The organism is Pectobacterium atrosepticum (assembly GCA_019056595.1).
Lineage (GTDB): Bacteria > Pseudomonadota > Gammaproteobacteria > Enterobacterales > Enterobacteriaceae > Pectobacterium > Pectobacterium atrosepticum.
The window spans coordinates 404,512-429,477 of record CP036163.1; the positions used below are offsets into that span (position 1 = coordinate 404,512).

Below are 24,966 nucleotides of genomic sequence, written 5' to 3' on the forward strand. Positions count from 1 at the left end.
TGAGAACGAGGGAATATGTTAAAAAAAACGGTGTTAACTTTAGCAATGCTAGGGGCGTTAGCTTCCACATCCGTACAGGCTGCTCAACATATGGACTGTGTACAAACCAGTCAAAAAGAGATTGCGTCGTTATTTGACCGTTGGAATGCCTCGTTGCAAACGGGTGATGCGAAGAAGGTTGCAAAAAACTATGCGCCAGACGCCGTGCTGCTGCCGACGTTGTCCGATAAACCACGTACGACTGATGCAGAGCGCATTGATTACTTTGAACATTTCCTAGCAAAAAAGCCGGTTGGTAAGATTGACACCAGCACAATCCGGATCGGCTGTAATAAGGCTGTTGATACCGGAACATACACTTTCACATTCGGTGATGGTAGCGTAGCCAAAGCACGCTATACCTATACTTACGCTTGGAACGGTAAACAGTGGTTGATCACCACGCACCATTCTTCAGCGAATCCGAGTAGTTGAACCTTATAGATGATCTGTAATAAATTTGCATCAAACGGCTAACGAGAGTTAGCCGTTTTTCATGAGCGGCAGGCAGAAGTGACTGCATGACGTCACGGTGATTAGGCAGAAGCCCGCTTACGCAGAACCTTTTCACGCAGCTGTTGTTTTTCCTGCTCGCTGATAAATGCAATGTTCAGGCCGTTTTCCTGCGCTTTGCGCGTTTCTACCGCCGTCAGGCCGGCAAGTGGTGCTGCGACCTCATATTCGTGGCGGATTTCGATCCCTTGAACCGCAGGGTCATCGGTATTGATAGTGGCGGGAATGCCATAACGCAGGAAGTGGATAAGGGGATGTTTATCCAGTGTTTCCACCGTACTGGTTTGAATGTTAGATGTCAGACAGGATTCAATGCCGATCCCAGTCTCTGCCATGTGCGTCATTAGGCGAGGATCGATAATGGCGGTTACGCCGTGCCCGATACGCTCTGCGCCCAGATGATTAATCGCCTGCCAAATACTTTCCGGCCCGGCTGCCTCACCCGCGTGAACGGTGATATGCCAGCCTGCATCGCGGGCTTGTTGGAAATGAGAGGTAAACTGCGCACCAGGGTAGCCCAGTTCATCACCCGCCAGATCGAGCGCTACGATACGATCGCGCTGTGACAACAGGGCATCCAACTCTTGTTGGCAGGCCTCGGTACCGAATGTCCGACTCATGATGCCAATCAGACGGATGTCGGTATCGAAATCACGACTGCCTGCTGTAATACCATCGATCACAGCTTCAACAACGCCCGCAATCGGCAGCTTATGATTCATCGCCATATAGTAGGGAGAGAAACGTAGTTCGGCGTAATCCAGCCCAGCTTTCATGGCATCTTCAACATTCTCGTAAGCGACGCGGCGGCAGGCATCCAGTGAACCGAGAACGGCTACACCCCAGTCGAGCTTTTGTAAAAAACTCAGTAAATCAGGTTCATTTTTGGTGACCTGAACGTGAGGGCGGAGCGCGTCAAGATCGCTGGCAGGTAACGCAATATTGTACTGGCGTCCTAGCTCCAGAATACTCTGGGCGCGGATATTGCCATCCAAGTGGCGGTGGATATCAGTCAGTGGCAGGCGTAAATCAATCATAATGTTATTGTCTGATTATTGTTTTTCATAGGACAAAGTATAAAAAGAAATCGTGGTAAATAGCTAATCGTTACCGATAAAATTCAAGCGCAATGGACAATAATTGAGCAAAAACAATCTGTTATTGTTTTTTTTGCTTAATTTCAGGCGCGTTTAACTTAGGGATAACCCGGATATAAATGAGTTCACTGAGTAACTCGACTAAAGTTTGGCTGACAATGACGGCGGGAAGTAACGGTAGTGCGCCCGGTATTGCCAAGGCCAGCGGGAGAATAACCAGAGAGTTACGTGTGCTGGCGCTAAAAGCCACTGCTCGTCCGCCAGCCGAATCCAATCGGAATACGCGGCTAGTTAACCAGCCAAGCAACGGCGCCAGCAGAGCGAAGAGCAGGTAAAACGGTATTGCGAGTAAAACGGATTCCCAGGTGGTGCGCAATTGTGGAATGACAGCAGCCACCACGATAAACAACACCAGAGCCGTGGCTGGAACGGGGAGATAGCCTAATGCATCTGAACATGTAGCCATAACACGCAGCCGCGCCGCTAGCCATTGCAGAAGGGCTGCCAGTGCTAAAGGTATGGCGATGAGCCAGATAAATGCGTCGATAAAGGGTGCGAAGACGATGAGTCTGGCGGCCTCATGGCCGAGGAATAGCGTCAGGTAAAAGGGCAACGCCAGCATTTGCAGCATCAGTAGTATGGGCGTTGCGGCCAGAAGGCGGGCGGCATCGGCACGGCCCAGATGCGCGAATGTCACCACGTAATCTATACAGGGTGCGAGTAGCACTAATATGATGCCTAGCTTCACCAGCAGTTCGGCGGGGAGAAAGGGTAACAGCGCCGCGACCAGTAAGGGAATCACGATGAAATTGGCAACGAGAAGCGCGCCGATGAATCTGACCTGAGTGATACTTTTTCCGATCGTGGTCAGCGGAACTTGAAGAAACGTAACAAACAGCATCAGCGCCAGAGCGGGATTAATCACGGCACTGAGTTGCTCTGTTTCCGGCATAACCATGGCGATTGCCGCTGCCGCTATTACAGCAAAAAAGTAGATTGCGGCCTGATGGGCTTCCATAAAAGGTTTCAGCGCGGACATGACGTTATCTCAATATCAAGCAGAAGATTTGGGGCAGAAAAAACGGTGGCTGAAAGGGCGGCCACCGTGTGTTTTAGCACGTAATATTACCGAGTGCTGGATTATTGCGCCGGTGGTGTAATCGGCTCTTGCGGCGCACCAGGCTGGGATTCTTCACCTTCTTCCGTTGGAACGGAGAAATAAGGGGCGATGAAATCGGCCAGTGGTATCTTGTTACCGTTGAAGTCAATTTGACCATCAGCGTAGTGCAGTGAGCTGGTAATCGCATTGTCCTTCGTGACACTCATTTGGTTCATTTGACCGATGTCTGCCATCATCTTAGCTTGCTGCTGCGCCATTTCTGTCGCCTGCTTTTGCTCTTCAGCGTTAGCTGGTTTCGGCCCCGCCTGCACCATTAACTCTGCCAGCATATCGAGCGGTACGTTGAGTTTTGCATCGAATTTTTTGACCGATTGACGAATGATTTTTTCTTCATCCGATACCGTTGCGTCAGCGGCTTTATCCGTGCTCTGCAATGGGTCGGCTAAATCCAGTGCCAGCGTGAATGTGCCTTCTCCTTTACTGTTTTTCCAACTGATCGGAGAAATCTCAACGCTCGGATTACCTTTCAGCAGTTGTGGCAGGTATTGCAGAATAGACATAGCGACTTCATGCTGATAAACATCGGGATCCATAGCACTTGGATCTTGCAACAGTTTCTGCACTTTTGCCTGATAGGCGGTGAGGAACTGTTTGGTACCCGCGCCGTCAAGCTGTGAAATGGACATGCTTGCGTTACCCGAGCCCAGATTACGGTCGCCGATGACTAAGGAACCCAGCGTAACGTCCATTTTGCCCGCCAGATTTTTATCATCTTCCGTTGCGCTACTTTGCAGAGAGAAGTCGTTCAAGGTAACGGGATCGCCGCCTTCTACGGTAAACGTCATCGTTTTAAGAGATAGGGCTCCATCGCCTAAATCAATATCGAATTTGCCTTTTTGATTAGTCCCCTTGATGGCGAAATCGCTGACATCGACCTTCTCGGTTTGGCCCCAAGCGTTTTTCCTTTCCATCTTCACGCTGCTGATGGTGGTGTCCAGCTTGCTGCTGCGTAGATCGTGCCCGATATCCAACAGCGCTTCTGCGCCGCTGAAGGAGAATTTCTGTTCTGGCGTCTGATAGTCGATCGGCACCAGCGTAATAAGTGACTGCGTATCACCGCTGTAAGCGACGCGAGTGTCGGACGTAAAGAATGGTTTATCTTTGGTCAGCTCAAACCAGGCTTTGACTGCCGGGGTGTTGGCCAACTCGGTATGAACAGAAGCCATCGACGGAGCGAGGTTGAATTTCTTTAGCTGTGCCAGCGGGAACGGCCCGTGAGACACGGTTTCGTTGAAGACGAGTTCTTCACCGGGCGCAAGGAACTGTGTACCTTTTGCTGTGCCATCGGTCTGTAAGACATAGGCCAGAGTGCTGCTGAATATTCCGCCTTGATAGTCGCGATAGACCACTTTTAACCCAGCGTTCGGGTAGGCTTGCTTGATCTTAGTGTTCAGCGTATCGGTAAAACCATCAATCTGCTGAGCCACTTGTTTGCCGGTGTACCAGGATGCGCCGGTCCAGATGGCGCCCAGAGCAACAATAACGCCTACGGCGACTAATGACTTATTCATTTTTATTCATCCTTTAGTAAAAAAATGCGCGTTTTCAACGCGAAACGCGGGTAACTCTCAACGTAATGCGCAGGTAACTTTCAACGCGATACGTGGGTAACACAGCGTATGGAACAAGTTATCGGTTAAATACGCGAGCGAGACGCCCCTGTCCCTCAACCGTTATCGGTGACTCACTGGCGGAAATAAAGCAGGATTCTCCCGGACGTAGCGAGAGCCGCTGCTCATTTTTTTGCAAGACGGCATGGCCGTCGACGCAAAATACAATGGCAGCACTGTCTTGGCGGAGCGTTTGTGGGCTCTGGCTCAGTTCGTGCAGTGAAAAAGCAAAATCATCAACAGGAATGGGGAAGCTTAGTTCATTACCCTGTCGCTGTGGCGTAGTCAGCAACTGGTTTGCGGGTTTGCCTTCAAACACGACATTTTCCAGCAGCTCTGGAATATCAATGTATTTCGGCGTTAACCCCGCACGCAGCACGTTATCCGAGTTCGCCATGACTTCTAATGCCACGCCTTTTAGATAGGCATGCGGCGTTTGAGCAAACAAGAACATGGCTTCGCCGGGTTGAAGCGTAATGACATTCAGCAGCAGTGGGGAAAACAACCCGCTGTCATCGGAATAGTATTGTGTAATCGCGCGAATAGTGGCCCACGGCTCGTCATTCTGACTGTTTAGCGCAGCCTTCAATACGCCGAGTGCACGGGATTTTTGCTCACCGTCCATACTCAACAGATTAGTGAACAGCATGGCGAGGTTCTTCGCATCGGGCTGTTGTAAAAACGCGGCGATTGACGGGTGTGCGCTGGCAACTGGCTCTAGCAGGTGCACAATTTCAGATAATTCTCTAAACCCGTTCATGGCCTGAAAGGGCGTTAACGCGTAGACCAATTCCGGTTTGTGATTGGCATCTTTGTAGTTTCTTTCGGCTGCATCCAGCGCGATACCGGCGGCATTTTCTTTCGCAAAGCCTTGTTCTGCCGCTGATTTACTTGGATGAACCTGAATAGAAAGTGGCTGTTCTGCACACAATACTTTAAACAAAAAGGGTAATTCGCCAAAACGTTGCGCGATCGTTGCGCCAAGATGAGCTGTCACGTCTTCGGCAATCACCTCACGCAGGCTGCGGGTGTCGCCTTTTTCATCAATAATCGCCGAACTGCTTTTAGGATGGGCACCCATCCACAGTTCCGCCATCGGTAAATTTTTAGGGTTATCAATGCTATAAAGCTCACTTAACGTGTGTTTGCTGCCCCAGGCATAGTGCTGGACGCAATTGAGCATTTTTTGCATGTCGGCTCCCTGCTATTACATTAATGGTTAATTTCTGTGACGCTGGCTGTTAACTACTTGAATGATTATGAATACACTGCATCTTCTTCGCTTCATGGTAATGTTTTATGTAGCGCGATGCCAGACCGTGTTAGTAGACACAATAAGTGTTATAGGCCAGTTAGTGTTATCAGAATAGGCCCAGCGATGTGATTCGATGTCTTCTACTATTTGAATCTGTGTTTTAAGGAGGAAAGGTAATGAGCACGATGCGTAGTGAAAAAGACTCAATGGGACCAATTGATGTTCCTGCTGAACATTTGTGGGGGGCGCAAACACAACGCTCACTGGAACACTTCCGTATTTCTGAAGAAAAAATGCCACGCACGCTGATTTATGCGCTGGCGCAAACCAAGCGTGCGGCGGCCCGCGTCAACATGGATCTCTCGCTTCTATCTGCCGATCGGGGAAATGCGATTATTCAGGCAGCGGACGAGGTGTTGTCTGGCAAACATGCTGGGGAATTCCCGTTAGCAATCTGGCAGACGGGGTCTGGCACGCAAAGCAATATGAATATGAACGAGGTGTTGGCTAACCGCGCCAGTGAGCTATTGGAAGGAGAGCGAGGCAACAATCGGCTGGTTCATCCCAATGATGATGTCAATAAAAGTCAGAGTTCCAATGACGTATTTCCAACGGCGATGCATGTTGCGGCCGTGGTTGCGATCAACGAACACCTGATTCCTGAATTGAAAGCGCTGCACGCCACGCTGGCGTCGAAGGCCGAGGAATTCAAAGACATCGTCAAGATTGGTCGTACGCATTTACAGGATGCGACGCCATTGACGTTGGGGCAGGAAATCTCCGGCTGGGCCGCAATGTTGCAGCATAATCTGAAGCATATCGAAAACAGCGTGCCACATATTTGCGAGCTGGCGCTGGGCGGTACGGCGGTAGGTACTGGGTTGAACACACATCCTGAATATGCGGTGCGTGTGGCGGCGGAACTGGCGAAATTAACCGGTCAGCCGTTTGTGACCTCGCCGAATAAATTTGAAGCGCTTGCGACCTGTGATGCGCTGGTTCACGGGCACGGTGCCTTGAAGGGGCTGGCAGCATCGTTAATGAAGATTGCCAACGATGTGCGTTGGCTGGCATCTGGCCCGCGTTGTGGCATCGGCGAACTCAGTATTCCTGAAAATGAACCGGGTAGTTCCATCATGCCGGGCAAGGTCAACCCGACCCAGTGTGAAGCGCTGACAATGCTGTGTTGCCAGGTGATGGGCAATGATGTTGCTGTGAATATCGGCGGAGCTTCCGGTAATTTTGAGCTAAACGTGTACCGGCCAATGGTGATTCATAACTTCCTGCAATCGATTCGCCTGCTGGCTGATGGCATGAAGAGCTTTGATGAGCACTGTGCGGTGGGAATTGAGCCTAATCACGATCGCATTACTCAACTGCTGAACGAATCACTGATGCTGGTTACCGCGCTGAACACGCATATCGGCTATGACAAAGCGGCTGAGATTGCAAAAAAAGCACATAAAGAAGGGCTAACGCTGAAGGCGTCCGCGCTCAAACTGAACCACCTCACTGAAGCACAGTTTGATGAGTGGGTTCGACCGGAAGAGATGGTCGGTAGCCTGAAAAAGTAATGGCGCTGTAGTTAGCGTTTTATCACGTAGCCTGCCGATTTATATCCGCAGGCTTTTTTTATTCCGGCGCATCGGTATACAGATGCAAACGCGGGATAAGCAGGCGAAGTTCGGCTGCTTTCGGCTTGTGCTTATGTTTGATGTTGTTGGCATCGTAAGGATTGAGTTCGCCGATAATCGGCATAGTGCCCCCAGATTCCTGCTGACAAAGCACAAGTAGAGGAGACGGGCAGGGATGTTGAACCTGTTTCTGCTGCTCGGCATACCACACGCGTGCGATTGGCTGCACTTTTACCGGACGTTTGATCTTCAAGACCGCGTCTTCCGGTAACTGCAATACGGCATCCATTTCCTGTTCCACATGCTCAATCCATTGCGCTTTGGTATACGGCGCCGCATGCTTTGCTGCATTCAGGCTTTTGGTCAATTTTTCCAACAATTCTATGCGTGTCATGTTGTTGATGACGTGCTTATTCGCCCAGCCAAACCGGACTGACGCTGGGTTGGTTATGAGCGTTAATGAACGGTAAGCGCTGAGTGTGATCAGCCCTTTCAGGTGTGAGTGGACAAACTCAAAGCGCTGTTCCGGCTCTAGACCAGATTCGACGGTAATAATCTGCTCCAGCTCTTTTTTCAGTGCATTAATTTCCGCGATGAGCGAATGTGCCTGCTGATATTGCGCCGCGTTTACCGCAAAGCAGAGAGCACCTGGTAAGCGAATTGCACTTTTGCTGCTGAGCGCTTCCGGGTAGTGGTGAATGAACAGACGCTGAAAGTGCGCGAGTCCTTTATCTTGAGCCTCCTGACCAACGTACTGCGTGACGGCAATGTGCTCAATAGGATCGTGCTCCGTTCCTTTTTCCACAGGGGGAAGGGAGTAGACGCGGCCCGCCAGCAGTCGATACGTTGAAAACTGTTGCTGCATCACTGCAAGCTTGATCTCTAACGTTTGAAAACAGTCGTTCATGCGTTCGATTAACGCGTAGCGATTCATAGCTAACCCCAATTTAGTTACAACATACTTATGTTTATACTCATAAATACACACTTCAGCAATTGTGATTATCGTTATTTTCAAGCAGGGCTGGTGGGATAATATTGAGGAAGGGAGTAGAAACAACGCGGAGTTTACCCTGATGCAGGTAAACCCCGGTAATAAAAGAGATTAAATACGGTGTTTTAGTATCAGGCTGACTACCAACGCGAGAAGTAAGAGCGTCGCGAGAAACACTGTGATCCCCATCCAGCCGAATGAATGCCAAAAGAATCCCCCTAGCGTGCCTGCCAAGCTTGAGCCCAGATAGTAAGAAAAGAGATACATGGACGAAGCCTGACCTTTCGCGCGCCGCGCACGTTGCCCAATCCAACTGCTCGCTACCGAGTGGGCAGCGAAGAAACCTGCGGTAAAGAGCATCATCCCGCCAAAGATAGCGAATAGCGGGCTCAGTGCCGTTATCCCTAATCCGATTAGCATCAGAAGAATCGAAATACTCAGCACCGGGCCGCGTCCGTAGCGGGACGTTAACGCACCGGCTTTCGGTGAACTGTAACTTCCGGTGAGATAGACCACCGAAAGTAAGCCAACCACCGCCTGACTGATTAAATACGGCGGAGCTAACAGTCGATACCCGATGTAGTTAAACAGGGTAACGAATGCGCCCATCAGCAAAAATCCCTCAAGGAACAGCAGCGGCAAGCCTGCATCGCGCCAGTGCAGTTTACTATTCAGTAATAGCGTTTTCGGGCGTAGTGAGCCGGGGCGGAAATGGCGTGATTCCGGCAGAATTCGCCAAAACGTTATCGCCGCAATGAGCGCTAGTATGCCGATTGCACCGATAGCAACTCGCCATGGGAAATAGTCCGTTAACACGCCGCTGACCAAACGTCCGCTCATTCCGCCAATCGAGTTACCGCTGATATATAACCCCATCGAAAACGCCAACACGCTGGGGTGAATTTCTTCACTCAGGTAACTCATGGCGACAGCCGCGACACCACTTAGCGACAGGCCAATCATCGCCCGCATAATCAATATGCCGTTCCAACTGGTCATAAAAGCACAAATTATGGTACAGATTGCAGCCAGCATCAGCGACACGGCCATCACATTCTTACGACCAATCGTGTCGGACAGAGGGCCGGTGAACAACAGGCCAAAAGCCAACATCACCGTTGAGACGGAAAGTGACAAACTGCTGGTTGCTGGCGAAATACCAAAGTCCTGAGATAACACCGGCAGCAGCGGTTGTACACAATACAGCAGGGCGAACGTTGCTAACCCAGCAGAAAATAGCGCGAGCGTGACACGCATAAATTGTGGTGTACCACGCGTGATATAAGGTGTTTTTCCAGAAGATTTCGGGGCAATATCGTCCGCAGCGTCGACCGTAGAAATAGGCCAGTCGTTCGGTGCAGAAGATGGCAGGTTACTCACAATAATTCCTTAGCGGGAAAGATAAATCAGACGTAAAACAACAATAAGCCGATCATAGAAGAGTGATATTATTTTGTATAATATATTAATAATCATGATTGATACGTTTAACATATGAATATAGAACTGCGTCACCTTCGCTATTTTATTGCTGTCGCCGAAGAGCTACATTTTGGCCGAGCTGCTGAAAGATTACGCATTTCACAGCCGCCACTAAGCCAACAGATTCAAATTCTGGAAGAGCAGGTGGGAGCAAAACTTTTAGCGCGCAACAACCGTAATGTTCAACTTACGCCAGCAGGCGCAATGTTCCTGAAAGAAGCCTGGTCGATTATCAATCAGGTTGATCAGGCGGCAGAGCGGGCGTCCCGCATTCAACGCGGCGAGATTGGGGAATTAACAATCGGCTTTACGTCGTCCGCGCCGTTCATCAAAAAGATCTCCAGCAGCCTGCTGCGTTTTCGCCAAACGTACCCGGAAGTGCATATTCAGATGATGGAGCTCAACACCAAGCAGCAAATTGAACCGCTGCTGAACGGTAAGCTTGATATCGGCATTATGCGCAATAACCCGTTACCGGACGCACTGGATCATCAACTACTATTACGCGAACCGCTGATCGCCGTAGTGCAGGAATCCCATCCCTTAGCGCAGCAGGCCGCAGGGCGGGCAATCAACATCACACAGTTGGCAAATGAGCCGTTCGTTTTCTTCTCCCGCGCGGTTGGAACCGCACTGTATGACGATACGTTGACGCTGTTGAAACGCTATGGCATCAGCCCTTACATCACGCAAGAAGTGGGCGAGGCGATGACCATCGTTGGGCTGGTATCGGCGGGATTGGGCGTGTCCATTTTGCCTGCGTCATTTTTGCGTATTCGGGTTGATGGCGTGAAATATTTGCTGCTGGAAGAAGAGGACGCCACAACGGAAGTCTGGCTGGTTACGGCGCGACATCATCCGCAAAGTGCAGCGGCTAACATGCTGATGTCGCTGATGTTGGGTAGATAATATTTTAAATATGCGCGCTAAATCACATAACGAATCAAATATTTGACGAGTTTAGTGAAAAGCCCCACCATACCCGCAGTTTTTTTATTTTGCAGCGTGAAAAATAGTCATACCGCGATAATAAAGATGAATTTTTCAACAGCAGTGCCAGTTATACCCTAAATAATTCGGGTTGTAGCCAATGCATAGGCAGCTTGAAATATGATTGGTATATAATGCGTAGGAGCCAGGTTTGTGATTGCCGACGGTCAACCAGGACACATCGATCAAATCAAACAAATTAATGCCGGTGCAGTTTATCGGCTGATCGATAAGTACGGCCCGATATCACGTATCGAACTGTCCAAACGCGCTCAGCTCGCACCCGCCAGTATAACCAAAATCGTCCGCGAACTGCTGGAAGCTCATCTGGTACAGGAAACTGAATATCAGGATGTTGGCAGCAGAGGGCGTCCCGCTATCGGCCTGATTCTGGATACCCAGGCCTGGCACTATCTTTCTGCACGCATTAGCCACAATACCCTGTTATTGGCGCTGCGTGATCTCAGCAGTAAGCTGGTTGTGGAGGAAGAAATTCCGCTTCCCGCAGAAGCTCCGCAGCCACTGCTCGACCGCATTCTGAATGAAATCGATCAGTTTTTTATTCGTCACCAAAAACGGCTGGAGCGGTTAACGGCAATCGCGATTACTGCGCCGGGCATGATTGATGCCAGCAAGGGCATTATTCATCGGATGCCATTTTATGACGTTGAGGAAATGGCGATTGGTCCAGCACTGGCACTGCGCACGGGCCTGCCAGTGTATTTGCAGCACGATATCTGCGGCTGGACGATGGCCGAAGCGCTATACGGCGCATCACGCGATTGCCAAAATGTGATTCAGGTGGTGATCGACCATAACGTCGGTGCGGGCGTGATTACCGGAGGACGCATTCTGCACGCAGGGAGTCGGAATCTGGTCGAGATCGGGCATACGCAGGTCGATCCTTATGGCAAGCGTTGCTATTGCGGCAATCACGGCTGTCTGGAAACGGTCGCCAGCACGGAAAATATGCTGGAACTGGCACAACAGCGCATGAATACCTCCATGAGTTCGCTTCTGCACGGTTCACCGCTCAGCGTTGAAAACTTGTGCGATGCTGCGCTCAAAGGCGATCAGTTAGCTAAAGATATCATTAACGATGTGGGTAATAACGTGGGCCGAATTGTCGCCATCATGGTGAATCTCTTCAACCCCGATAAAATTCTGGTCGGTTCCCCCCTGAATAAAGCAGCCAGCATTTTACACCCTGCAATTTTAGGCTGTATTCAACAACAATCATTCCCGCCCTATAGTCACAACATCCAGGTGGAAGCTACTCAGTTTTACAATCAGGGCACGATGCCCGGTGCCGCACTGGTAAAAGATGCTCTCTACAATGGAACGCTGCTAGTTAAATTGTTGCAGGGATAACCATAAAGGTGTAGAGCAACAAAACATTGCGCTAACGCAAACCGCCCGAATGAGGCATAGCCTAGACTTTCACGCTTGGAAAGCATTTTAGCTGTGCTTGTTTTTTGGTATTCAGGTGGTCTGGAGTTATCCCATGTTGAAACGTATTTTTGTCACTGGTACTGATACCGCCGTTGGCAAAACAGTGGTATCCAAGGCGCTACTGCAAAAACTGGCGCAGGCAGGCAAATCGGTTGCAGGTTACAAACCGATAGCAAAAGGGTGTCAAGAGACGGAAGCTGGCCTGCGCAATAAAGATGCACTGTTGCTTCAAGCAGCCTCCACGCTGGAATTACCCTATAAGATGGTTAATCCCATCGCACTGCGAGAAGATGAAATCAGCGCCAGTGAAGACGCCATTGATTACTGCACGATGACACAGGGTCTGCGCCACATGGGCGAGATAGCCGATATCGTGGTGGTTGAAGGCACGGGGGGATGGCGAACCGTCATGAACGATCTGCGTCCATATTCCGAATGGGTGGTACAGGAACAGCTTCCTGTCGTGCTGGTTGTCGGCATCAAGCTGGGCTGCATCAGCCATGCGCTGTTGACGGCGCAGGCGATCATCAATGATGGGCTGCCGCTGGTCGGCTGGGTTGCCAACCGTATTAATCCTGGTCTGGCAAATTACGCAGAAATTATTAACGTTCTGCGGAAAAAAATTCCGGCACCGCAACTGGGTGAACTGCCTTACTTGCCGCGTGCCGAACAGCGGGATCTGTCGTCTTATATCGATCTTTCCGCCGTCAGCTACTAATTTCTTTTAGCCCTCTATTCCCGCATCTCTGCGGGAATAAATTTCCTCCGTAACGCCACCTGTTATACTCACAGGCAGTTTTTCTTCTTATCTTGAAAATATAATGAAAACAGAGAATAACCAGAAACAAACACCTGTCCCACATCGCCATTGGATCTTAATTGCCTGTATGTTAGCCATGTTCACGGCAGCGATTGAAGTGACAATTGTCGCGACAGCGCTTCCCACTATCATCGCGGATTTAGGTGGATTTTCCCTACTAGGTTGGGTCTTTGCAGGTTATTTGTTGACGCAGTCGATCAGCATTCCGATTTATGGCCGATTGGCCGATCTGTATGGTCGTAAAAAGATTTTCTTCTTCGGCATGATTGTGTTCCTGCTGGGGTCGATTCTGTGCGGGTTTTCGACGCAGATGGGCTGGTTGATTGTCTTCCGTACCTTGCAGGGGCTGGGCGCAGGGGCGATTACACCGATTGCATTCACCATTGTTGCCGATGTGTACAGCTCAACCGAACGCCCGAAAATACAGGGCTATTTATCCAGCGTGTGGGGCTTTTCCGCCATTATTGGCCCGTTGCTCGGGGCGTTCATTGTGCAACACTTCAACTGGGCACTGGTGTTCTGGGTCAATGTGCCGATTGGGCTATTCTCTATCTTCCTGCTGGCTCGTTATCTGCCGACGATCAATGTCGTTCGTCAGCATCAGTTGGACTGGACGGGCGCGTTCTATCTGGTTGTGTCCGTTGCCAGCTTGCTGATGGCACTGCTACAAGCTGAGGTATTTGGCTACTGGGTGATTCCTCTGCTTGCGCTCTCCGTCGTGGGCGGCATTCTGCTGGTTCGACAGGAAAAACGTACGCAGGAACCGCTGTTTCCGCTGGCGCTGTGGCGCAACCGAGTCATTATCGCCGGCAATCTCGGCGGATTAGTCGTCGGGGCCGCTATGATGGGCGTGAGCGCCTTTTTGCCGACGTTTATTCAGGGCGTGATGGGTAAAACTCCATTGGAAGCGGGCAGTATATTGGCGATGATGTCGATTGGCTGGCCGCTGGCCAGCACGCTGAGCGGACGGTTAATGCTGTGGACATCTTACCGGTTTACGGCGATGTGCGGCGGTATTGTACTGATTATCGGCAGTCTGACATTATTAACGGTTCAACCGGACAGCAATCTTATGTGGGCGCGGCTAGCCGCATTTTTGATCGGTTCAGGGATGGGGCTGAGCAGCACCACGTTTCTGGTATCGATACAAAATTCGGTGGACTACTCCATTCGTGGCATTGCGACCGCCTCCGCGATGTTTACCCGAATGTTGGGTTCCGCGCTGGGAACGGCAATTCTTGGAGCCACGCTGAATATCAATCTGCACTGGCGATTACCGGAAGTGAGCGATCCTCTCCAGACGCTCATGGACCCAGCCAAGCGCATTTTACTGAGCGTAAATCAGCTCGATACGCTGGCATCGCAAGTCGCTTCGTCAATCCACGGCGTATTTATCGTTTCCGCACTCATCGCGGCTATTACGCTGCTTTCCGCCAGAATGATCCCCGCGAGTCAGCGACCAGGACAGACGTAAACCAGACAGGAATACCAGCAAAAGAAAAGGCGCGAAAGCGCCTTTTGAACATATAGAGAAGGGTTTACGGTGTGGTCGTCGGCTGGCCTTCAGCTGGCGCAGGTGCGCTTTCAGCATTAGCTTCACCATCGGCATGACGGGTGTAAACAATCTTGTGTGAATCACTCTCGCAGTGACCCACCACCTGACCACCGGCTTGATTCACCTGATCGTTCGGTACAATATCCAGCGTAAAACCGGATTCTGGCACACCATTGGCGATGATTTTCTGGGTAATATCCGCTTTCACGCTCTCGCAAGATGCCTGTGCAGCCAATGGAGCAACCAGGAATAACGCGGCACTAAAAATGACGGTTTTTTTCATCTTTTGATCCTTTTCTCTGAAAAAAGTCTATTTGAGTATATCAAACGATGAGGATAACGCGAAAAAGCGGCGAAATCAGACCATCAATGATGGCCAGGAAACACTCTAGACGCAGGGGCCGGTGGCGCAGCCATACATCATAAACAGCGGGAAAAGGATAACGGCCGGAATCATGAGAGGGGCAAGCAGTACTTCTTTACCCGAGTTATCGCTGCTATTGATTACAACGGGGATTGGCTGCGGCAAGCGTCCATTGTCTGTCGGGCTGACCAGCGAACCTTCTTTCTTACTGAATGTGCCTTTCGCGCTAAACGTGACTTCGCCTTTTCCCATCGTCGTGGGAATTTGTGCCGCGTAGAGCTCGCGTAAATCGAGTTCCTGCGCTTTGGTCAACCGGCGAGTATCAATCATATTTTTATAGCTCGCATAGACTTGGCCATTATGGAGAGAAAAGTCGACCCTCACACCAATAATGATGTCTTTATAATCGCGATAAAACGCGTAATAGTCCTGATACTCCTTTTGCGTTCTTGCGTCGGGGAATGTGTAAACGTAGGTATTGGACTCAGCGATAAGCGTCCCGTTGTTGTTGGCGATATGCGTGATGTTGTCCGTTTTCGGGTATGTGCTTGCGCATGAACTGACCAACAAGCACATGATCAGCAGGCCCCACAGCTTGATGTGAAAAGGGCGTGAAAATAACCGTGCTAAATCCATATTCATCCTGGTGCACTCCATTTTGGATAAAAACGCGTGTTGCTGCGGTGTAGCGCTAATCGTTGAATTTAAAGGTGATGTCATCCTCGAATGCAGATTAATTTGCTGCAATACGAAGAGGAAAGGGGAAACCCACGCCAGAAGGCGTGGGTAAAGAATTATGGGGCAACCGGACGACCTGTACGACGATCGAGGCAGCGATCGGTCGTATTTTCCCAATAAGCATTGACGTTATAGCTCGCGTTGCACTTCTCACGCCCATCAATGGATTTTTCAGTTTTATCGAATTCTTTCTCAACGCGGTTATTAACTTTATTACGCAGCGAGCGGGTTGAATCCCATTGCTCTTTGCTTTGACGCGCCGCTTCTTTCGACAACGCGCTGTCGCCAGAGTCGACAATGATATGGCGCGTATCAGCCAGTGCGGCAGGCTGCCAGGCAGCGGAAACGATAACCAGAGAAAGCGGGATGAAGGCCCGAATCAAAGAGGAAAAGGAGTAGTGGTTCATGTTTCACCTTGACAGAACGAATGATAAAAACAAACGCCGATGCCGTAAAACGATAACAAGCGCACGGCAAGCGATAGACAACAAAAGGCGACCGCCGTTCCCTGTAACCTTCGCGCTTCGTGCAAAACGAAAGGTTGCCTATAAAGATAAGTATACATCCTTCGCTTCAACGGCACTATAACCGTGCAACATCGGGTTAAATGCTGTTTGTGACATCATAGAAAAGGGCATGAAACCACGTTCACACCCTTAATTCTCGTCCTGTCGGCGATTATCAGCCTTCGCGATGTACGCTTAACCCTGCAAAAGATTGGCTAACTGGCATCATTTCCAGCGTGTTGATGTTGACGTGTGCTGGCAGGGTAGCAACCCAGAAAACAGCTTCAGACACATCTTCAGCGGTCAACGGTGTCGTGTTGTCGTAGGTTTTGCTGACTTTGTCGTCGTTACCCTTGAAACGCACGGCTGAGAACTCAGTTCCACCGACCAGACCCGGTTCGATATTCGTCACACGGATCCGGGTGCCAGACAGATCGGCGCGTAATCCCAGGCTAAACTGCTGCACGAACGCTTTGCTGGCACCGTATACGTTACCGCCTGCGTATGGCCAATTTCCTGCGGTAGAACCGATGTTAATAACATGACCGATATTGCGCTCTACCATGTCAGGTAGCAGCGCGCGCGTCATAAACACCAAGCCTTTGTTATTGGTATCGATCATATTTTCCCAATCGTCTACCGATGCCTTATGTGCAGGCTCCAGGCCTAGCGCCAGTCCAGCGTTATTCACCAGCACATCAATCGCCCGCCATTCGGCAGGCAGAGAGGCAACGGCCTGCTCAATCGCCTGACGATCGCGCACGTCTAATTTTAGCGGATATAACGCATCGCCCAGCTCAGCCTTCAGCGCATCCAGACGTTCCTGACGGCGGCCCGTCGCGATCACTTTATGGCCCGCGCTAATAAATTTACGGGTAATTGACTCACCAAACCCAGCTGTTGCACCGGTAACAAAAATAATCATGCTTTTTTCTCCCTGACCGTTTTCATATTCTGTTTGTGCCTGATATCGATATAAATAATGAAAGGCATGAGATCATTTAGCCGCGCAATTCCCCGTGGGTCAAGCGTTACTCCGGTTTCAACGATACGGTTCAGGAATAATTGCCCCTCAGGAAGAGGGGCGGATATCGCGCCATAACAGTGCGACAAGACAGGTATAACGGATAATTAAATCCAGTTCTTGTTACGGAATTCTCGCATGGTATCCGCGACCCACTGCATTTCCTGCGGTGTGCCTAGTGAGATACGGCACCAGTTATCCGCCGGAGGAAACGCACGGCCGATCAGCACGCCAGCGTCTGCCATATGCTTTTGGTAATCCTTGAGCGGAACGACCAACTGATGGAAAACAAAATTCCCTTCTGACGGCAAGTACGGCAATTTCAGGTCATCTAGCGCCTTCAACAAGATTTGACGCGACACATCATTACTCTTTTTACTGTAGGTAATAAATGCCGAGTCGTTCATGGACGCCAGTGCGGCATCCACGCCGCTAAAGTTAATTTTTTCACCCGCGACATACCGTCCCATCAACGCAATCACGGTGGGATGCGCAACGGCATACCCAACGCGCATACCGGCCATCGCGTGTATTTTGGAAAAGGTTTTGAGCAGAATAATATTTTCTGCGCCTTGAGTAATCATCGGCGAAATAGAGCGAAAACGTGGGTCATTGACGAATTCGGCGTAGGCTTCATCGACGATAAACATCGTATTGGCAGGCTTGCTGGCAATCCACGGTTCGATTAAATCCGCAGGCGTAATCGTGCCCGTTGGGTTGTTAGGATTGACCAGATAAACAATGGAAGGGCCACTGTAACCCGCAACGGCCGCTTTTAGCCCTTCAATATCGAACGCCCAGTTGTCGAGCATTTTGACTTTTGTGACTTTCATTCCGGCAATTTTGGCAAAGTGCTCGCCGTCACCGTAGGTTAATTCAGGAATGACCAGTTGCGCATCCAACGATGCGTAGGCTTCAATCGCTGCCCGGATGCCCTCGGATGAGCCTGCCGTCAGCAAAATGGAAGGGGCCTCCACCTGATGATGCGCTGCCAGTTTATTGCCAAGCATCAAAATTTCATTCTTTGCGTAGCGGTTGGCTTTCACCACCGCATCACGTGCGGCGGCTTGCGCCTTGGGTGACATCCCCAGTGGATTCTCATTGAAGTTAATACGGATTGGGTTATCGGCCGACGGTGCGGTAAATGCTGCGCTCTCAGGCTGTGTCTCGGCAAACACTCGCGAACTTAATCCTGTGGTTACCGCAGCCGTCCCCAGCAAGGCGCCAGAAAGTTTTAATAATGCTCTGCGTTTCGGGTTTAACACGTCGCTTTCATTGATTAAAAAATTCATCAAAACACTCTCCTTAGTTACATAATGACAGGAGAGCTAAAGCATAAAGCGCGCCAGTTTTCCCAATCGCTCGATCTCTAATACCTTGTCAAATAGATGAAATAATATTTTCTTACGACAAGTTTTCCCGTATGGCGGGAAATTTCACCTTTATTGCGTATCGATCAAAGGTAAAAAAAATTGATTTATTCATCAGGTGATTAAATCAAAGGATCGGTGTTACTTATGCAAGAGATCCATCATGACGCATAAAATGATGCATCATGATGCGCTTGCCCTACGAGATAGCGATTGAGTCACGCTTCCTGATTGTCGGCTTCTACCGCAGCGTACAACCGGTCAAGAATATCGGGAAAAGCAGACTGCACGCGGTTCCAGCTCGGTACAAACGGTTTATCACCTGGACTATCGCTGAAGGCATGGCCGGAAAAGGTGATCACATCGGAAAACAACTCCACAGCCGACTCTTCTTTATGGCGGTCAAAACTCAGGCCGTTCATACGGGCATCGTGTTCGAAGGCATCGATCATATCAAGAGCGGTGCGATAGTAGGTCGCACGCAGGACACGGAAAGAATCTGTGGTGATATTCACACCAAGAATGGCCAGCTTGCGATACAGCGCTTTTGTGATATCCGCCGCCATGCGCTGCAATCCTGCGTTCGGATCGTCTTCAGACATCGGCTGATGTTTATGGTCGTAGCGATCCGCAATGTCTACCTGACAAATACGGCGAGTTGCTGTTCCTCGATGGATCTCTGATAGCACACCAATCTCCAGTCCCCAATCGCTTGGAATGCGCAGGTTATTCAGGATTGCGGTGCGCATCGCAAATTCGCCGGAAAGCGGATAACGGTAACTGCGCATGTAATCCAGATAGTCGGAATTACCGTAGACCTTTTGCAGCGATTTTAGTAACGGATAAACCAGTAGGCGTCCCACGCGGCCATTCAGTTTTCCCTCAGCAACGCGGGCGTAATAGCCTTTGCAGAAGTCGTAACTGAAGTGCGGATTCGCCACAGGATAGAGCAGGCGAGCCAACATCGCACGATCATAGGTGACAATGTCACAATCGTGTAAGGCGACACAGGCAGAGCGACGCGATGCCAGCGTGTAGCCGACGCAAAACCAGACATTTCTGCCTTTGCCGAGTTCACGCGGTGCCAGCGATTTTTCTGCCAACTCGTCGCTGAGTGCTTTCAGTCGCGGGCCATCGTTCCACAAAATACGATGCCGCTGCGGTAGACGAGAGAAAAATTCTCGAGCGTAAAGAAACTGTTCCCGATCGGCGCGATCCAGCCCAATCACAATTTCGCCAAGGTAAGAAACCTGGGATAGCTGCTCGATAATGTGGTTCAGCGCAGGACCTTCCAGCTCAGAATAGAGCGATGGCAAAATCAGTCCCATGCTGTTTTGCCCGGAAAATACCTGAAGTTCATACTCCAACTCTTCCGTACGTCTCTGAGTGAGATTGTGAAAATTGGTAATGATGCCATCTTGATAAAATTCGCTCATCGTGTGCTCCCATACCATCTTGTGGCTCATTCATGCCAAGAAATGACCGTTGCTGATAAAGTGATCCAGTCCTTCGCTCCAGCCCCGAGGCCCTGAATTCTTTGTGCAATATTGTTCACCGCCATACGACCCAGGGAGGCTAACAATTTGATTTTCAATACCTTTAATTAATACAGCACAGTCTACGGTGCATAAAAGAGAGATATCGTTCGGGCCATCGCCGAGGCCGAGGGTTTTGACGTCAGTATCGTATTTCTCGATACACTGTGTTTTTATCCAGTTAGCCGTAAATCCCTTACTCGTTTGAGCGCTCATGACGTGATAGAAGCGACCGCCTTGCGTCAGCGCCAAACCCATATCCGCCAATAATTGGCGAAAATGCGGTAATCTGCTGGCATCATCCAGCCAAAGCAACGGTTCAGAGGCTTCACGCTGTTGCGCTAGTCGGGCGTCTTGCTCGCTTAACCCTGTGACTTCTGCTACTTCCTTACCGCTCATATCACCAAAGCCTTTGAAGCGAAAACCGGATGCGCGCAGTTGCTCTAGCTGTGTGCGGATAATGGAATACCCTGAACCCATCCTCTTCCTTGGGTAGTCAGGATGAGGTCGCCATGTCGGCGGCAGTGTCGCAATGGCGCCGTTTTCAGCAATATAAGGATAATCATCCAGCCCAAGCGCCTGCCGTAATGGCTCAACTTCGGCCGCTGTTTTACTGGTGGTAATAATCAGCGGAATTGCTTCATTCGTCAGCCGCGTCAGCCAGGGTTGCGCGTCATCCCATCGGTAGGTCTCATGGTCAAGCAATGACCCATCGAGGTCGCTGAAAATAATCAGCTTCGTATTGCGTGGTTGCATAGGTTCTCCATGTTTTATCGTGGATAAACAGAGAGTAACGATGGACGGTTAACGTTAGTCAGAAAGGGCGTGTGTTTGTCAGTGAGGTTTTGTATTAGCAGTATTGGTGAATGTGATCATAATCACATTTTAAAGATAGGCGGCGATCTGTAGCTTCACCAATAGCATAATGATCTGGCTACTTTTCTGTGCAAAATGAGGATTAGCGAACGCTACTTTTATCCTGAAACGTTTTACGCCAGTCGGTTGGGTTAACGCTAAAACGTTGTTTAAACTGCTGGCGAAATGTCACCACTGACTGAAACCCCACACTATCCGCAATCGCTTCGATTGAATGGGATGTCGATTCCAGTAATACCTGGCTATGGCGAAGCCGTTCTGCCGTTAACCAGTCGCTGACCGTCATGCCCGTGGCACGGAAGAAATGCCGGGTAAATGTTCTGCGACTCATCTGTACGCGGCTCGCCAATGCATCCAAAGAGTGGGGAGCGCGGAGATGGCTGCGCAGATAATCCAGCAACTGATTGATTTTGCTATCCCGTGTATTCTCCGGCACAGGATGTTCAATAAACTGGGCCTGCCCACCTTCCCGATAAGGCGGAATAACCAAGCGGCGAGCGGCACGGTTAGCGATAGCGCTGCCGCAATGCTGGCGCACCAGATAAAGGCAGCAGTCAATTGCTGCCACCGTGCCCGCAGACGTAATCAGATGTTCATCTTCAACATAGAGCGCATTGGTGTCCAATCGCACATCAAGAAAGCGGGCGATAAAATCCTGCTCAAACGCCCAGTGTGTTGATGCGCGGCGGCCATCTAACAACCCAGCATAAGCCAGCACATAGGTGCCTAAGCATAATCCGGCGATCTGTGCTTTGCGTGCTTCTGCAACACGTAATGCATCCAGAAGTCGCGTAGAAGGGCACGTATCTGGATGGTTCCAGTAGGGAACCACGATCAAATCAGCTTTTTCCAACGCTGAAAAATCGTGCTCAACGTTGATAGAAAAACCGTGTTCAGAGGCAACCGTACCCGGTTTTTCTGCACAGAAAAAAAGTTCAAACTGTTTTTCTTCATAGAGCGTGTCGCTGAAAACCATACTCGGTATAGATAAATGAAACGGGCTAAAATTTTCGCAGACAACCACTGCAACGGTTAATACAGCCATAATAGCCCTCGTTAAAGATCAATATGTTCCGGTATTATCCGGTTTAGAATTGCACGCTTTCACCATCGTTCGGTACGTGCGCGATGGACTGAAGCTTTTCTTCGTGCAGATAGTCACGGAGTTCAGCACGGCTCAGGAGGCAATGATTCACCGCTTCCATATGTGTGGCAACTATCGCCGCGTTAGGCACAAGCTGATGTACACGCCGAACATCCTCTTTTCCCATGATAATCGAACCGAAACTGGGGATGAATGCATTACCGATATTCAATGCGACCACATCGGGAGAATAATCCGTCAGTACATCGATAACATGCTGATTCCATACGGTATCACCAGCCAGATAAAATGACTTCTCATTAGCATGTTGAAAGACGATACCGCAGACTTCACCGAGTCGTTCCGCCAGTTGTGGGTTGGCGTAGGTTTCATCAGAACCGTGCTGACCAGCCGTTTTTATCAGCGTTATTCCGTCATATTCCATCTGCTCACCCAGTACACGTACCGATATAAATCCCGCGCGTCGAATGAGGTCAGCATCTTGCGCATTTTGGCTGAAAATTGGCATCGTTTTCGGGATGGCCTTGATAGCTGCATCATCCCAATGGTCAAGGTGTGTATGCGTCACAATCACGGCATCAACGTCCAGAATCGTCGCCATAGGTAAAGGAAGCTCGACCAAGGGATTACGCAGATGATCATTCGCTGTTCCGGGGAAGCCAGGATAGGTTGCTTTTGGTGCCAACATCGGGTCAATCAGAAACGTTTTTCCACCAAATTCCAGTTGTAATGTCGCATTACGAATCTGCGTTATTTTCATCTTATTGTTCCTATATTGGGTTAACTGGCAGCGCCGTTACGCGCCAAACAGAAGCAGTATAAGAATCTGGCAGATCGCTAACAGTGGCCTGAATGACACACTTCGATGAGTTTAGGCCAATTTGTCATAAGCGGATTGTTTATCATCGGGCGGGACTATCCTATTGCTGTCTTCATGCACACTAGCTATCTTAACTAACTGGCTATCTTAACCAACGTGCTGTTTCATCACTGAAAAGGACCATCCCATGCCCCATATTGATGTCAAACACTTCCCAAGAAACCTGTCTGAAGAAGAGAAGAAAATCGTCGCTGAAGATCTCGCTGCCGTTCTGAAGAAGCATTTCGGTTCTTCTAATGATTCGCTTTCTGTCGCGTTCAACGAAATTCAGCCAGAGCGCTGGAAGGATGAGGTTTACGATCCGATCATCAAACCGCATTTGGATACGTTGGCAAAAAAACCGGGATATTCGTATTAAAAAATACGTAATAAAAAGCCGATAACACTGTGAGTGTTACCGGCTTTTATGCTGCTGTAGAGCAGGGGAGATTACGCTGTCAGCAGTTGCTGTGCAGTGCTTTCAACCAGAGCCAGCAGGACTTTGACATCATCCAGGCTCACCGTTGGGTTCAGCAATGTCAGTTTCAGGCAGGTAACGCCATCAAACTCAGTTACCCCGACGTTGGCACGTCCTGATTCCAGCAGTGCATCGCCAATACGTTGGTTAAGCAGTGCAATCGTTGCATTATCCGCTGTTGCCACCTGTTGTGGACGAGAACGGAACAAAACGCTTGCCAGCTGCGGCTGCATTACTAATTCCAGCGAGGCGTGTTCATCCACATACTGGGCAACCTGCTGCGCCAGCGTGACGCCATGATCGATGATCGCCGCGTACTGCTGTTGGCCTAACGCTTCCAGACCCATCCACAGTTTCAGCGCATCAAAACGACGCGTCGTCTGTAATGATTTCGACACCAGATTCGGCACACCCTGCGCTTCATCGAACTCAGAGTTCAGGTAAGCCGCCTGATAGCGCATTAGCTCATAATGGCGAGCTTCTTTCAGCAAGAATGCGCCACAGCTGATGGTCTGGAAGAATTGTTTGTGGAAATCCAATGTAATGGAATCCACCAATTCAATACCGTCCAGATAATCGCGATACTTCTCGGACAGCAATAGTGCACCGCCCCAAGCTGCATCAACGTGCACCCAAATCTGGTGTTCCGCTGCCAGTGTCGCAATCGCCCGCAGAGGATCGATTGCTCCTGCATCAGTGGTTCCCGCCGTCGCGACAATCGCCAGAATCTGCTCGCCGTTAACCTTGGCCAACGCTACTTTCTCAGCTAAATCGTTGAGATCCATCCGCGCGAAGCGATCGGTTTTCACCAGCGTGACGCATTGATAACCCAGCCCCAATAAAGCCATGTTCTTTTGCACCGAGAAATGGGCATTTTCAGAACAGAACACTTTAATTTTCTTCAGGTTACCGACTAATCCGTCTTGCTGGATCGAATGTCCCTGACGTGCGAAGAAGGCATCACGCGCTAACATCAGCCCCATCAGGTTGCTCTGAGTGCCGCCACTGGTGAATACGCCAGCATCGCCAGACTGATAGCCGACTTGAGTACGCAGCCATTCAATCAGCTTCATCTCAATGATGGTGGCTGACGGGCTTTGATCCCAAGAGTCCATGCTCTGGTTGGTGGCGTTAATCAAGACTTCAGCCGCCTGACTGACCACCAGACTCGGGCAATGCAGGTGAGCGACACACTGTGGATGATGCACCGACAGGCTGTCTTTCAAAAAGTACTCAATTGCACGCTCGATAGCGACCTGGTTACCCAGGCCCTGAGGATTAAAATCCAGCGTGATGCGTTCACGCAGTTCAGCAACCGTTTTCCCCTGATACATCTCAGGCTGTTGCAGCCACTGCATAACGGCTTGGCTACTTTGAGTTATCGCTTCCTGATAGGCTTCAATACTCTGCGCAGAAGAAGCCAGAATCGGGTTGATTTTTGTTTCAACTGCTTCTGTTTCCACTACTTCTTTTTCCACTAATTGGGACAT

At 50.0% G+C, this 24,966-nt stretch carries 23 protein-coding genes; 7 read left to right on the forward strand and 16 right to left on the reverse strand.

Annotated features, from left to right (window positions below; genetic code table 11):
• The first annotated feature begins 15 nt into the window (after window positions 1-15).
• Window positions 16-474, forward strand: a complete 459-nt coding sequence (locus tag DCX48_02465) for an SgcJ/EcaC family oxidoreductase (GenBank protein QXE13472.1) — start codon at window positions 16-18, stop codon at window positions 472-474.
• Window positions 475-575: 101 nt separating this feature from the next.
• Here the strand turns inward: DCX48_02465 and DCX48_02470 are convergent, their stop codons facing one another.
• From DCX48_02470 to DCX48_02485, 4 genes are all read right to left on the reverse strand, one after another.
• The gene (locus DCX48_02470) at window positions 576-1,589 is read right to left on the reverse strand and encodes an adenosine deaminase (protein ID QXE13473.1); all 1,014 of its coding nucleotides are present in this window, start codon (window positions 1,587-1,589) and stop codon (window positions 576-578) included.
• 121 nt (window positions 1,590-1,710) lie between these two features.
• Window positions 1,711-2,688 (reverse strand): arsenic resistance protein, encoded by a 978-nt coding sequence (locus DCX48_02475; protein QXE13474.1) that lies wholly within the window; start codon window positions 2,686-2,688, stop codon window positions 1,711-1,713.
• A gap of 101 nt (window positions 2,689-2,789) precedes the next feature.
• Complete coding sequence (locus DCX48_02480; GenBank protein ID QXE13475.1) at window positions 2,790-4,340, reverse strand: DUF945 domain-containing protein; 1,551 nt, start codon at window positions 4,338-4,340, stop codon at window positions 2,790-2,792.
• Window positions 4,341-4,458: 118 nt separating this feature from the next.
• A complete protein-coding gene (locus tag DCX48_02485; GenBank protein QXE13476.1) occupies window positions 4,459-5,631 on the reverse strand; it encodes a mannose-6-phosphate isomerase in 1,173 nt (390 codons plus the stop codon).
• Window positions 5,632-5,870: 239 nt separating this feature from the next.
• Here DCX48_02485 and fumC point away from each other — a divergent pair, with 239 nt between their 5' ends.
• A complete protein-coding gene (gene fumC / locus DCX48_02490) occupies window positions 5,871-7,268 on the forward strand; it encodes a class II fumarate hydratase (GenBank protein ID QXE13477.1) in 1,398 nt (465 codons plus the stop codon).
• A 58-nt stretch (window positions 7,269-7,326) separates the two neighbouring features.
• On the opposite strand, the gene tus is transcribed toward fumC, so the two are convergent.
• Together tus and DCX48_02500 are read right to left on the reverse strand one after the other, a co-directional pair.
• A complete protein-coding gene (gene tus / locus DCX48_02495; GenBank protein ID QXE13478.1) occupies window positions 7,327-8,262 on the reverse strand; it encodes a DNA replication terminus site-binding protein in 936 nt (311 codons plus the stop codon).
• Window positions 8,263-8,433: 171 nt separating this feature from the next.
• On the reverse strand, window positions 8,434-9,702 hold the full coding sequence (locus DCX48_02500) for an MFS transporter (GenBank protein QXE13479.1): 1,269 nt from the start codon (window positions 9,700-9,702) through the stop codon (window positions 8,434-8,436).
• A gap of 114 nt (window positions 9,703-9,816) precedes the next feature.
• On the opposite strand from DCX48_02500, the gene DCX48_02505 reads away from it, so the two are divergent.
• The 4 genes from DCX48_02505 to DCX48_02520 all read left to right on the forward strand — a co-directional run bounded on the left by DCX48_02505 (window position 9,817) and on the right by DCX48_02520 (window position 14,540).
• Window positions 9,817-10,713 (forward strand): LysR family transcriptional regulator, encoded by an 897-nt coding sequence (locus DCX48_02505; protein QXE13480.1) that lies wholly within the window; start codon window positions 9,817-9,819, stop codon window positions 10,711-10,713.
• A 234-nt stretch (window positions 10,714-10,947) separates the two neighbouring features.
• Entirely contained in the window at window positions 10,948-12,165 is a 1,218-nt protein-coding gene (locus tag DCX48_02510) for an ROK family transcriptional regulator (GenBank protein QXE13481.1), read from the forward strand.
• Window positions 12,166-12,298: 133 nt separating this feature from the next.
• Window positions 12,299-12,964, forward strand: a complete 666-nt coding sequence (gene bioD, locus DCX48_02515) for an ATP-dependent dethiobiotin synthetase BioD (GenBank protein ID QXE13482.1) — start codon at window positions 12,299-12,301, stop codon at window positions 12,962-12,964.
• Window positions 12,965-13,067: 103 nt separating this feature from the next.
• On the forward strand, window positions 13,068-14,540 hold the full coding sequence (locus tag DCX48_02520) for an MFS transporter (protein QXE13483.1): 1,473 nt from the start codon (window positions 13,068-13,070) through the stop codon (window positions 14,538-14,540).
• 64 nt (window positions 14,541-14,604) lie between these two features.
• On the opposite strand, the gene DCX48_02525 is transcribed toward DCX48_02520, so the two are convergent.
• The 9 genes from DCX48_02525 to DCX48_02565 form a co-directional block, all read right to left on the reverse strand.
• On the reverse strand, window positions 14,605-14,904 hold the full coding sequence (locus DCX48_02525; GenBank protein ID QXE13484.1) for a DUF1161 domain-containing protein: 300 nt from the start codon (window positions 14,902-14,904) through the stop codon (window positions 14,605-14,607).
• A gap of 105 nt (window positions 14,905-15,009) precedes the next feature.
• A complete protein-coding gene (locus DCX48_02530; protein QXE13485.1) occupies window positions 15,010-15,627 on the reverse strand; it encodes a hypothetical protein in 618 nt (205 codons plus the stop codon).
• 152 nt (window positions 15,628-15,779) lie between these two features.
• Complete coding sequence (locus DCX48_02535) at window positions 15,780-16,130, reverse strand: DUF1283 family protein (GenBank protein ID QXE13486.1); 351 nt, start codon at window positions 16,128-16,130, stop codon at window positions 15,780-15,782.
• A gap of 274 nt (window positions 16,131-16,404) precedes the next feature.
• Complete coding sequence (ydfG, locus tag DCX48_02540; protein QXE13487.1) at window positions 16,405-17,154, reverse strand: bifunctional NADP-dependent 3-hydroxy acid dehydrogenase/3-hydroxypropionate dehydrogenase YdfG; 750 nt, start codon at window positions 17,152-17,154, stop codon at window positions 16,405-16,407.
• 206 nt (window positions 17,155-17,360) lie between these two features.
• Window positions 17,361-18,545, reverse strand: coding sequence for an aminotransferase class I/II-fold pyridoxal phosphate-dependent enzyme (locus DCX48_02545; GenBank protein QXE13488.1), 1,185 nt, complete (start codon window positions 18,543-18,545; stop codon window positions 17,361-17,363).
• Window positions 18,546-18,841: 296 nt separating this feature from the next.
• A complete protein-coding gene (locus DCX48_02550; GenBank protein ID QXE13489.1) occupies window positions 18,842-20,059 on the reverse strand; it encodes a glycosyl transferase in 1,218 nt (405 codons plus the stop codon).
• A 30-nt stretch (window positions 20,060-20,089) separates the two neighbouring features.
• A complete protein-coding gene (locus DCX48_02555) occupies window positions 20,090-20,914 on the reverse strand; it encodes a mannosyl-3-phosphoglycerate phosphatase-related protein (GenBank protein ID QXE13490.1) in 825 nt (274 codons plus the stop codon).
• A gap of 202 nt (window positions 20,915-21,116) precedes the next feature.
• The gene (locus DCX48_02560) at window positions 21,117-22,079 is read right to left on the reverse strand and encodes a helix-turn-helix domain-containing protein (GenBank protein QXE13491.1); all 963 of its coding nucleotides are present in this window, start codon (window positions 22,077-22,079) and stop codon (window positions 21,117-21,119) included.
• 43 nt (window positions 22,080-22,122) lie between these two features.
• Entirely contained in the window at window positions 22,123-22,899 is a 777-nt protein-coding gene (locus DCX48_02565; protein ID QXE13492.1) for an MBL fold metallo-hydrolase, read from the reverse strand.
• 247 nt (window positions 22,900-23,146) lie between these two features.
• Between DCX48_02565 and pptA the strand changes: the two genes are divergently transcribed.
• Window positions 23,147-23,377: a tautomerase PptA gene (gene pptA / locus DCX48_02570; GenBank protein QXE13493.1), complete on the forward strand. Its 231-nt coding sequence runs from the start codon at window positions 23,147-23,149 to the stop codon at window positions 23,375-23,377.
• 71 nt (window positions 23,378-23,448) lie between these two features.
• On the opposite strand, the gene DCX48_02575 is transcribed toward pptA, so the two are convergent.
• Window positions 23,449-24,966: an aspartate aminotransferase family protein gene (locus DCX48_02575; protein QXE17128.1), complete on the reverse strand. Its 1,518-nt coding sequence runs from the start codon at window positions 24,964-24,966 to the stop codon at window positions 23,449-23,451.

Bases quoted from the DNA above. Each gene is read 5' to 3' on its own strand.
- DCX48_02465 (QXE13472.1), top strand. From the start codon at position 16: ATGTTAAAAAAAACGGTGTTAACTTTAGCAATGCTAGGGGCGTTAGCT.
- DCX48_02470 (QXE13473.1), bottom strand. From the start codon at position 1,589: ATGATTGATTTACGCCTGCCACTGACTGATATCCACCGCCACTTGGAT.
- DCX48_02475 (QXE13474.1), bottom strand. From the start codon at position 2,688: ATGTCCGCGCTGAAACCTTTTATGGAAGCCCATCAGGCCGCAATCTAC.
- DCX48_02480 (QXE13475.1), bottom strand. From the start codon at position 4,340: ATGAATAAGTCATTAGTCGCCGTAGGCGTTATTGTTGCTCTGGGCGCC.
- DCX48_02485 (QXE13476.1), bottom strand. From the start codon at position 5,631: ATGCAAAAAATGCTCAATTGCGTCCAGCACTATGCCTGGGGCAGCAAA.
- fumC (QXE13477.1), top strand. From the start codon at position 5,871: ATGAGCACGATGCGTAGTGAAAAAGACTCAATGGGACCAATTGATGTT.
- tus (QXE13478.1), bottom strand. From the start codon at position 8,262: ATGAATCGCTACGCGTTAATCGAACGCATGAACGACTGTTTTCAAACG.
- DCX48_02505 (QXE13480.1), top strand. From the start codon at position 9,817: ATGAATATAGAACTGCGTCACCTTCGCTATTTTATTGCTGTCGCCGAA.
- bioD (QXE13482.1), top strand. From the start codon at position 12,299: ATGTTGAAACGTATTTTTGTCACTGGTACTGATACCGCCGTTGGCAAA.
- DCX48_02520 (QXE13483.1), top strand. From the start codon at position 13,068: ATGAAAACAGAGAATAACCAGAAACAAACACCTGTCCCACATCGCCAT.
- DCX48_02525 (QXE13484.1), bottom strand. From the start codon at position 14,904: ATGAAAAAAACCGTCATTTTTAGTGCCGCGTTATTCCTGGTTGCTCCA.
- DCX48_02530 (QXE13485.1), bottom strand. From the start codon at position 15,627: ATGAATATGGATTTAGCACGGTTATTTTCACGCCCTTTTCACATCAAG.
- DCX48_02535 (QXE13486.1), bottom strand. From the start codon at position 16,130: ATGAACCACTACTCCTTTTCCTCTTTGATTCGGGCCTTCATCCCGCTT.
- ydfG (QXE13487.1), bottom strand. From the start codon at position 17,154: ATGATTATTTTTGTTACCGGTGCAACAGCTGGGTTTGGTGAGTCAATT.
- DCX48_02545 (QXE13488.1), bottom strand. From the start codon at position 18,545: ATGAATTTTTTAATCAATGAAAGCGACGTGTTAAACCCGAAACGCAGA.
- DCX48_02550 (QXE13489.1), bottom strand. From the start codon at position 20,059: ATGAGCGAATTTTATCAAGATGGCATCATTACCAATTTTCACAATCTC.
- DCX48_02555 (QXE13490.1), bottom strand. From the start codon at position 20,914: ATGCAACCACGCAATACGAAGCTGATTATTTTCAGCGACCTCGATGGG.
- DCX48_02560 (QXE13491.1), bottom strand. From the start codon at position 22,079: ATGGCTGTATTAACCGTTGCAGTGGTTGTCTGCGAAAATTTTAGCCCG.
- DCX48_02565 (QXE13492.1), bottom strand. From the start codon at position 22,899: ATGAAAATAACGCAGATTCGTAATGCGACATTACAACTGGAATTTGGT.
- pptA (QXE13493.1), top strand. From the start codon at position 23,147: ATGCCCCATATTGATGTCAAACACTTCCCAAGAAACCTGTCTGAAGAA.
- DCX48_02575 (QXE17128.1), bottom strand. From the start codon at position 24,966: ATGTCCCAATTAGTGGAAAAAGAAGTAGTGGAAACAGAAGCAGTTGAA.